Origin of the sequence: uncultured Frigoribacterium sp. (assembly GCF_963515265.1) — a bacterium.
In the GTDB taxonomy this organism is placed as follows: domain Bacteria; phylum Actinomycetota; class Actinomycetes; order Actinomycetales; family Microbacteriaceae; genus Frigoribacterium.
The window spans coordinates 1-7,887 of record NZ_CAUPYL010000123.1 but is presented as its reverse complement, the minus strand read 5'-3'; the positions used below and the strand labels follow the sequence as shown (position 1 = coordinate 7,887).

At 71.8% G+C, this 7,887-nt stretch carries 8 protein-coding genes; 4 read left to right on the top strand and 4 right to left on the bottom strand.

Features of this window, described 5'->3' with window-relative positions; translation table 11 throughout:
- From RWM17_RS10115 to RWM17_RS10100, 4 genes are all read right to left on the bottom strand, one after another.
- The coding region (locus tag RWM17_RS10115) for an amino acid ABC transporter permease (protein ID WP_314103285.1) at positions 1 to 905 on the bottom strand (905 nt) is incomplete at its 3' end.
- Positions 902 to 1,546 carry an amino acid ABC transporter permease gene (locus RWM17_RS10110; protein ID WP_314103283.1) on the bottom strand — a complete coding sequence of 215 codons (645 nt, stop codon included), beginning with the start codon at positions 1,544 to 1,546 and terminating at the stop codon, positions 902 to 904. The genes RWM17_RS10115 and RWM17_RS10110, both read right to left, overlap by 4 nt.
- A gap of 153 nt (positions 1,547 to 1,699) precedes the next feature.
- On the bottom strand, positions 1,700 to 2,659 hold the full coding sequence (locus tag RWM17_RS10105; RefSeq protein WP_314103281.1) for a glutamate ABC transporter substrate-binding protein: 960 nt from the start codon (positions 2,657 to 2,659) through the stop codon (positions 1,700 to 1,702).
- 68 nt (positions 2,660 to 2,727) lie between these two features.
- The gene (locus RWM17_RS10100; RefSeq protein WP_123548277.1) at positions 2,728 to 3,456 is read right to left on the bottom strand and encodes an amino acid ABC transporter ATP-binding protein; all 729 of its coding nucleotides are present in this window, start codon (positions 3,454 to 3,456) and stop codon (positions 2,728 to 2,730) included.
- 155 nt (positions 3,457 to 3,611) lie between these two features.
- Between RWM17_RS10100 and RWM17_RS10095 the strand changes: the two genes are divergently transcribed.
- The 4 genes from RWM17_RS10095 to RWM17_RS10080 all read left to right on the top strand — a co-directional run.
- Positions 3,612 to 4,859, top strand: coding sequence for an ROK family transcriptional regulator (locus RWM17_RS10095; RefSeq protein ID WP_314103277.1), 1,248 nt, complete (start codon positions 3,612 to 3,614; stop codon positions 4,857 to 4,859).
- Between the two features lie 311 nt (positions 4,860 to 5,170).
- The gene (locus tag RWM17_RS10090) at positions 5,171 to 6,181 is read left to right on the top strand and encodes a DUF2510 domain-containing protein (RefSeq protein ID WP_314103274.1); all 1,011 of its coding nucleotides are present in this window, start codon (positions 5,171 to 5,173) and stop codon (positions 6,179 to 6,181) included.
- Between the two features lie 270 nt (positions 6,182 to 6,451).
- Positions 6,452 to 6,994, top strand: coding sequence for a flagellar protein FlgN (locus RWM17_RS10085; protein ID WP_123547621.1), 543 nt, complete (start codon positions 6,452 to 6,454; stop codon positions 6,992 to 6,994).
- Positions 6,994 to 7,887: FlgK family flagellar hook-associated protein (locus tag RWM17_RS10080; RefSeq protein ID WP_314103270.1), on the top strand; the 894-nt coding region annotated here is incomplete at its 3' end. The genes RWM17_RS10085 and RWM17_RS10080, both read left to right, overlap by 1 nt.

Below are 7,887 nucleotides of genomic sequence, written 5' to 3'. Positions count from 1 at the left end.
GGCACGGGGGCCGCGGCGCGCCGGGGGCTGCGCCGCGACGGCCGTGCCCGCAGGCGGGCGGCGAGCATCGACAGCGCCCCGTTGAAGACGAGGTACACGAGCGTCACGACGAGGAACGTCTGGATCAGGAGGTGGTTGAACGACGACAGCACCTGGCCGCGGTAGAGCAGCTCGGTGAAGGCGACGATGTAGCCGAGCGAGGTGTCCTTGACCAGGCTGACCAGCTGGGTCACCAGCGACGGCGTCACGAAGCGGAGCGCCTGTGGCAGCACGACGAGCCGGGTCGTCTGCGCCGACGAGAGCCCGAGGCTGAGCCCGGCCTCGCGCTGGCCGCGCGACAGCCCGAGGATCCCGGCGCGGACGATCTCGGCGAACGCGGCCGAGTTCGCCACGGTCAACGGCACGACGAGCTTCCAGATCAGCGGCAGGTCGAGGCCGAGCTGCGGCAGCCCGAACAACATCAGGTAGATGAGCAGCAGCACCGGCACGGTGCGGGCGACCTCGATGTACGCGGTCGAGAGCCAGCGCACCGGGCGACGCGGACTCAGCCGCCCGAGCGCGAGCAGGAGGCCCAGCGCGCCGCCGAGCACCGCGACGAGGGCGGCGGCCTGGATCGTGCCCCAGAGCCCCACGAGCAGGTACTGCCAGATCGGCCAGGAGAGGAACGGCGTCCAGCGGTCGGCGTCGAGCTGCCCGCGCGAGCCGAACTGGACGAGCCCGGCGGCGACGAGCCCCGCGAGGGCGAGGACGACGACGACCGACCAGAGCCGGATGGCGCGTCGCGTCCGGGGGCCCGGCTCGTCGTAGAGCGAGACCGTGGGCACCTTCCGGACGGAGGCGGAGGCGGTGGTGACGGCAGCCGCACCGCCGTCAGGACGGGAGGAGGAGGTGGTCGGCGTGGTCATCGGACGATCGCCGCCTTTCGTTCGAGGCGTCCGGCGCCGAGGCCGATGACGAGGGCGAGCACCATGTAGACGAGGCCGGCTGCGGTGAAGACCAGGATCGGCTGGGCCTGGACGAGGTTGAGCTTGTTCACGGCGCTGGTCAGCTCGACGACGCCGACGGCCGCGGCGAGCGCCGTGTTCATCGTGAGCGCGATCATGACGTTGCCGATCGGCTGCACGGCCGCCCGCAGCGACTGCGGCAGCACGACGAGCCGGAGCGTCTGGCCGAGCGTCAGCCCGAGGGCCCTGCTCGCCTCGATCTGGCCGTTGCCGACCGTGTTCACGCCGCTGCGCACCGCCTCCGCGACGTAGGCGGCCTCGTAGAGGGCGAGCACGAGCACCGTCGTCGGCGCGAGCGGCATGATCAGCCCGGCGTCGGGCAGGGCGAAGACGGCGAGGATCAGCAGCGCCAGCAGCGGCACGTTCACGAAGAACTGCGTGTACGCCCAGGCGGCGCCGCGCAGCACGGGCACCGGGCTGATCCGGGCGGCGGCGACGAGCGTTCCGAGCACGAGGGCCCCGGCGCCGGCGACGAGCGCCATCACGATCGTCGTGCCGAGGGCCGTGAGGAGCGGCCCTGCACTGTCGACGAAGAGGTCCATGGGGTCTTTCGGGCCGAGGGCGGGTGGGGCGGAGAACGGGGCGGTGCGGCGAACGGGCGGAGCGCAGGAGGCGCGACTGCAGCGAGAGGCCGGGTGCCGGCCGGCCGTCGGGTCGCCCCCACGGCCGGCCGGCGCACCGCGCCCGTCGTCGGGCTAGGAGCCGGGGACCGAGCCGATCTCGGGGGCGTCGGGGGTGTCCGACTCGACGGCCGCGCCGAGGGTCGCGTCCCAGACCTTCGCCCAGGTGCCGTCGTCCTCGATCTGCACGAGCCAGTCGTTGACGAACGCCTTGAAGTCGGCGTCGTCCTTGGCGAGGCCGATGCCGTAGGCCTCGGTCGTGAAGGGCTGGCCGACGACCTTGATCGAGTCGTCCGACGCGGCGTTCGAGGCGAGCAGCGTGAAGTCCTGCACGTACGCGTCGCCGCGGCCCTGCTTGAGGGCCTGCATCGCCTGCGGGTCGGTCGCGAACGACACGAGCGTGGCGGTCGGCTGCTCCTCGGGCACGGCGGTGACGGCGGGCGTGTTGGCGCCGACGATGACCTTCTTGCCGCCGAGGTCCTCGATGCCCTCGATGTCGTCGTTGTCGGCCTTCACCGCGACGGCCAGGCCGGACTCCAGGTAGGGGCCGGCGAACGAGATCTGCTCGGCCCGCTCCTCCGTGATCGTGTACGTGTTGAAGACGACGTCGACGGTGCCGTTCTGCAGCAGGGCCTCGCGGGTCTCGGAGGCGGGCGGGACGATCTCGACGTTCGGCTCGCCCAGGATGTAGATGGCGAGCAGCTTGGCGAGGTCGGCGTCGAAGCCCTGCACGTCGTCGGGGTTCGACGGGTCCTGCTGCGAGAGGAGCGGCGCGTCGAGTGCCTCGCCCACGATCAGCTTCCCGCGCTCCTTGATCTTGGCCATCGTCGAGTCGGGCAGGATGTCGGCCGCGTCCGCGACGACCGCGTTCGCGTAGACCTCGTCGAGGGCCGAGGCGGCCGAGGAGGCGCTGGGGTCGGCGCCGGGGACGGCCGAGCTGTCGCTCGAGCAGGCCGCGAGGCCGAGCATGGCGACGACGGCCACGGCTGCCGGGACGACCCGACGCAGGCGGAGGGGGGAGGGGGAGGTGCGCAAGGTGGTGCCTCTCTTCGATGGGGCTGCTGTGGGAGGTGGTGCTGCGGGAGGTGCGGAGGGGGAGGAGGTCAGTGGGTGAGGATCTTCGACAGGAACGCCTTCGCCCGGTCGGACTCGGGGTGGTCGAAGAAGGTGGCCGGGTCGGCCTGCTCGACGATGCGGCCGTCGTCCATGAACACGACGCGGTCGGCGGCGCGACGGGCGAAGCCCATCTCGTGGGTGACGACGATCATCGTCATCCCCTCGGCGGCGAGGGAGACCATCACGTCGAGCACCTCGTTCACCATCTCGGGGTCGAGCGCCGACGTCGGCTCGTCGAACAGCATCACCTTCGGGCGCATGGCGAGCGCGCGGGCGATCGCGGCTCGCTGCTGCTGGCCGCCCGAGAGCTGGGCGGGGAACGCGTCGGCCTTGTCGGCGATGCCGACCCGGGCGAGCAGCTCCAGCCCGTGGGCCTGGGCGTCCTTCTTCGACTCCCCCCGCACGGTGATCGGCGCCAGGGTCACGTTGTCGAGGATCGTGCGGTGCGCGAAGAGGTTGAACGACTGGAACACCATGCCCACGTCAGAGCGGAGGGCGGCGAGCGCCTTGCCCTCCTCGGGCAGCCGGACGCCGTCGACGAGGATCTCGCCGCTCGTGGTCGTCTCGAGCCGGTTCAGGCAGCGGCAGAGCGTGGACTTGCCCGAGCCGGAGGGGCCCACGACCACGACGACCTCGCGCGGCGCCACGCTGAGCGTGACGTCCTTGAGGACGTGGTGCTCGCCGAAGTGCTTCTGGACGTCGCGCATCGTGATCATGTCGTTCGCGCTGGTGCCTGAGGCGGTGCTGTCCACGCTGGTGCCGCTTTCTCGAGAGGTGCGGCAGGGGGCCGCGTCGCCGTCCGGTGAGGTCGTCGTCCGTGTGGGACGGGAACCTACTGTGCGATTGTTACACGTAGATTTCGATCAACTTCGTGCAATACTGGAGAAACGCGACCAGCCTGATCAGGTTCGCGACCGATCATCGCGAGGGGCCCATGACGACGACCGAGGCGTTCCGCGCCCCTCCCCGCCACACGCCCCAGGCCGTCGAGGTGCTGCGTCCGCTGAGGACGGGCGCCGCGAGGTCACGCGCGGACCTCGCCCGGGTGACCGGGCTGTCTCCCTCGACCGTCGCCTCCCGCGTGGAGGACCTGATCCGTCTCGGCCACGTCGTCGAGACGGGCGAGGGCGCGTCGCGGGGCGGCCGCCGACCCCGGCGGCTGCAGATCCGCGGCGACGCCGGCCTCGTCGGCTGCGTCGACCTCGGCGTCGACCGCGCCTCCTTCGGGCTGGTCGACTTCTCGGGCGCGCTGCTGGCCGAGCGCCACGTGGCCCTGGACGTGGCCGAGGGGCCGACCGCGGTCCTGTCGGCGTCGCTGGCGCACCTCCTCGGGATGCTCGACGAGCTGGGCGACCCCGGGCACGCTCGCCTGAGCGGCCTGTCGGTGGGCGTGCCCGGCCCCGTCTCGTCGACGACCGCGCGCATCGTCTCGCCCTCGCGCATGCCCGGCTGGAACGGCGTCTCGGTCGCCGAGGTCGTGCGGCGCGAGATCGACCTGCCCGTCGTGGTCAACAACGACGCGAACCTCATGGCGGCCGGCGAGCTCGTGGCCGAGGGCGACGAGGCCGTGCCCGCCGACCAGGTCTTCGTCAAGGTCGGCTCGGGCATCGGCTGCGGCATCGTCTCGCGCGGCGAGCTCTACACGGGCAGCAACGGCTGGGCAGGCGACATCAGCCACGTCACGGTGCCCGGCGCGACCGCCGTCCCGTGCTCGTGCGGCCGCACCGGCTGCCTCGACGCGCTCGCCTCGGGCAACGCGCTCGTGCGCGAGATGCAGCTGGCGGGCCACGACGTCTCGACCGTCGAGGCGATGATCGACCTGGCCCGCGACGCGCACCCCCTCGCCACCGGCCTGCTGCGCGGAGCCGGGGTGATGACGGGCGGCGTGCTCGCGACCATCGTCAACTTCTTCAACCCCGACCGGCTCGTGCTCGGCGGCGTGCTGGCCGACTCCGACGTCTTCGTCGCCGGCGTCCGCTCGACGCTCTGGGCCGACTGCCTGCCGATGGCGACCGACCAGCTGCTCGTCGAGGTCACGCGGCACCAGGGCTCGGGCGGGCTGCGCGGTGCGGGGCGGGTGTTCCTCGACCAGGTGTTCTCGGTGCGCGGCCTGGCCTGAGGCACGGACGACCCGCGCCGGCACACGACTGAACGAGGACTACGAGCCGACGCCGGCGCTGGGCGCGTCGTCACCAGTCCGGCCTGCACCCGTTCTGGGGCGCAGGCCTAGTCGCGAGAATCGTTCGCTTTCCCCTACTTTGTACCCGGGGGCATGCGGGAACACGAACGCGCTCAGGACGCTGGTCGTGGATTCGCCACGAGCAGACGTCGCTGTTCGCGGTCGAGCCTGATGCTCCGCTCACGACGAGATGCACCGTGAGGTCCCGACGCACCCGAGGCGCGACGCGCCATTACCCGAAAGATCGAACCTTGCCCCAGGAGACGCCCGCCGGCTGGTACCCAGCACCGCATGCGAACAACGAACAACGTTATTGGGACGGACAGCGCTGGCTGGAGGGACAGCCTGCCCCTGCGCAGACGGCTCCGACATCTCCGACAGTCCAGCAGGCAGCTCCGGCGATGGCGCCGCCGGTGGCTCCGCCCGAGCAGACGGCTCCTTACCGGCCCCAGGGAGCCGCGCAGGCGTCTCCCTCGAGGAACCTGGCTGTCGCAGCCCTCGTCCTTGGCATCGTTGCGTTCCTGACTGGTCTCGTGCCCGTGCTCGGCCTCCTCCTCGCCATCGCAGCCGTCGTCGTGGCGATCTGTGCGCTGATCAAGAAGCAGCCGAAGGGGCTGGCCATCGTCGGCCTTGCCCTCGGCAGCGTCGCCCTGCTCACCGGGATCATCGTCTTGGGCGCGGGCGCGGGGGCCGACGATCCGGACTCCTCCTCCACGGCGGCGAGTGAGACCGAGTCTAATGAGCCGACGTCGTCGGAGAGCGCCCCCGCCGAAGCGACCGAGGCGCCGGCGCCTGAGACACCCGAGCCGGAGCCGGCGGCGGCTGAGGCACCCGCAGAGGCTGGCACGATCGAGAGCCCCGTACCGCAGCCCTACGTAGCGAAGGGTTTCCTCGGCGGCGACAAGTACAGCTTGACCGCGAGGATCGTGGACGCCAACGCCAACGCGCTCGTCGAGCAGTACAACATGTTCAACAGCGATGCGCCGGCCGGCTTCAAATATGTCGTGGCAGAACTCACCATGACCGGAATCGACCCCGACGGGGTGGAGCCTTCGTTGGCGTCGTACGACCTGTCCCTGGCCACGCCCGAGGGCAACCGGTACGACAGCGAATACATCACGTTCAGCGAGGGGATGTCCTCGATGAACGACGGGCCGACTCTTTACCCTGGGTCTGTCTTCACCGGGTACACCGCGTACATCGTGCCGGAAGGCGCACAGTCGTTCTTGCTGTACGACAACGGCAACTACATCGCCGTCTAAGACGACGTTCTCGGTCTGCGACAGGCCATCGGACGGGTTGACCAGGCCAACGCGGAACACCCCTTAACCAGCAATACACCCCGTGATTCAGGGGTGTATTGCTGGTTAAGGGGTGTCACCCGATCGGATGCGAGCCTCGCGTACGGTCCGAGCCGTGCGGCGCGGACGCCCGTCCCCTAACGCCGGACGGCGGGACGCCGATAGTCCCCCGTGCAGAGGACATCACCGCTCCGCTGCACCACCCGACGACCCCCTGACCGAGGAGGCCCCATGGGCGCGAACGAGCTGTCCGCGCTGCTCTGGCGTGAGCGAGAGCTGCTGGAGCTGCTGACCTTCAAGCTGGAGGAGGAGCAGCTGCTGCTCACCGCCGGCCGCACCCGCTGGATCGAGCACGCGACCCGCGAGGTCGAGCAGGTGCTCGAGCGCCTCCGCGAGGCCGGGCTGGCCCGTGCCGTCGAGGTCTCGTCGGTCGCCCAGGAGTGGGGCACGGACGAGGAGGCGCCCCTCCGCGAGATCATCGCCGCGGCTCCCGCAGGCCCCTGGGGAGAGATCTTCACGGCTCACCTGAGGTCGATGACCGACCTCACCGCCCGCATCGCGCAGCTGCGCGACGAGAACGAGCGGTTCCTCCGTGCCGCCGCCCGGGCGACGCAGGAGACCATGGCCACGGCGGCCGACGCGGCCGCCGGCAGCATCTACGACGCCAGCGGCTCTGTCGGGGGCGCCTCGGCGTCGCGCGCCGGACGTGCCGGCGCGGGCGCCGCCTCCGGCAGCCAGGTCTCCGGCGGTCAGCTCTTCGACGGGCGGCTGTGATGGTCAGCACCTTCGGCAGCCTGCACACCGCCTACACCGGCCTCGTCGCCGCCCGCACCGGCATCGACGTGACCGGCCAGAACATCGCCAACGTCAACACCGAGGGGTACACGCGCCAGCGCGTCGGCCAGAGCTCGGTCGAGGCGCCCGCCCGGACGGGCCGCTTCAGCGCGGGCGTCGTGCCCGGGCAGGGCGTCGCGGTCGACGCGATCGCCCGCCTCGGCAACGCCGTCGTCGACGGCCAGGTCCGCGGCGCCGCGGCCGCCGCCGGCTACCAGTCGGTGCGTGCCGATGCGCTCTCGTCCCTCGAGCAGGGCCTCGGCGAGCCGCGCAGCACGGGCATCACCGCCCAGCTCGGCGCCTTCTGGAACTCGTGGAGCGACGTCGGCAGCCATCCCGACCAGACCGGCCCCGCGTCGGTGCTGCTCGGCCAGGCGAAGACCCTCGCCGCGAGCATCGCCTCCGGCCACCAGGCCGTCGAGGACCAGTGGAGCGCCACCCGCGGCACCGCCCAGACCCTCGGCGTCCAGCTGAACGACGCCGCCCGCCAGGTCGCCGACCTCAACGGCCGCATCCGCTCGGCCGTGCAGGACGGCACCAGCGCCAACGAGCTGATCGACGCCCGCGCCCGCCTCACCGAGCAGATCGCCTCGATCGCCGGCGGCACCGTCCGCGACGCCGGCGACGGCACGGTCGACGTCCTGATCGGCGGCAACGCCCTCGTCAGCGGCACGACCGCGCGCGGCGTCGTCGTCAAGGGCGAGTTCGCGATGAGCGCCTCGACCGGCGTGACCGTCGAGTGGGCGCATCGCCCCGGCGACCCCGTGGCCATGGACGGCGGCAGCCTCGCCGGCGCCGTCTCGCTGCTCGGCCCCGCGGCCGGCGGACAGGGC

Bases quoted from the DNA above. Each gene is read 5' to 3' on its own strand.
- RWM17_RS10100 (WP_123548277.1), bottom strand. From the start codon at position 3,456: ATGATCACGATGCGCGACGTCCAGAAGCACTTCGGCGAGCACCACGTC.
- RWM17_RS10110 (WP_314103283.1), bottom strand. From the start codon at position 1,546: ATGGACCTCTTCGTCGACAGTGCAGGGCCGCTCCTCACGGCCCTCGGC.
- RWM17_RS10085 (WP_123547621.1), top strand. From the start codon at position 6,452: ATGGGCGCGAACGAGCTGTCCGCGCTGCTCTGGCGTGAGCGAGAGCTG.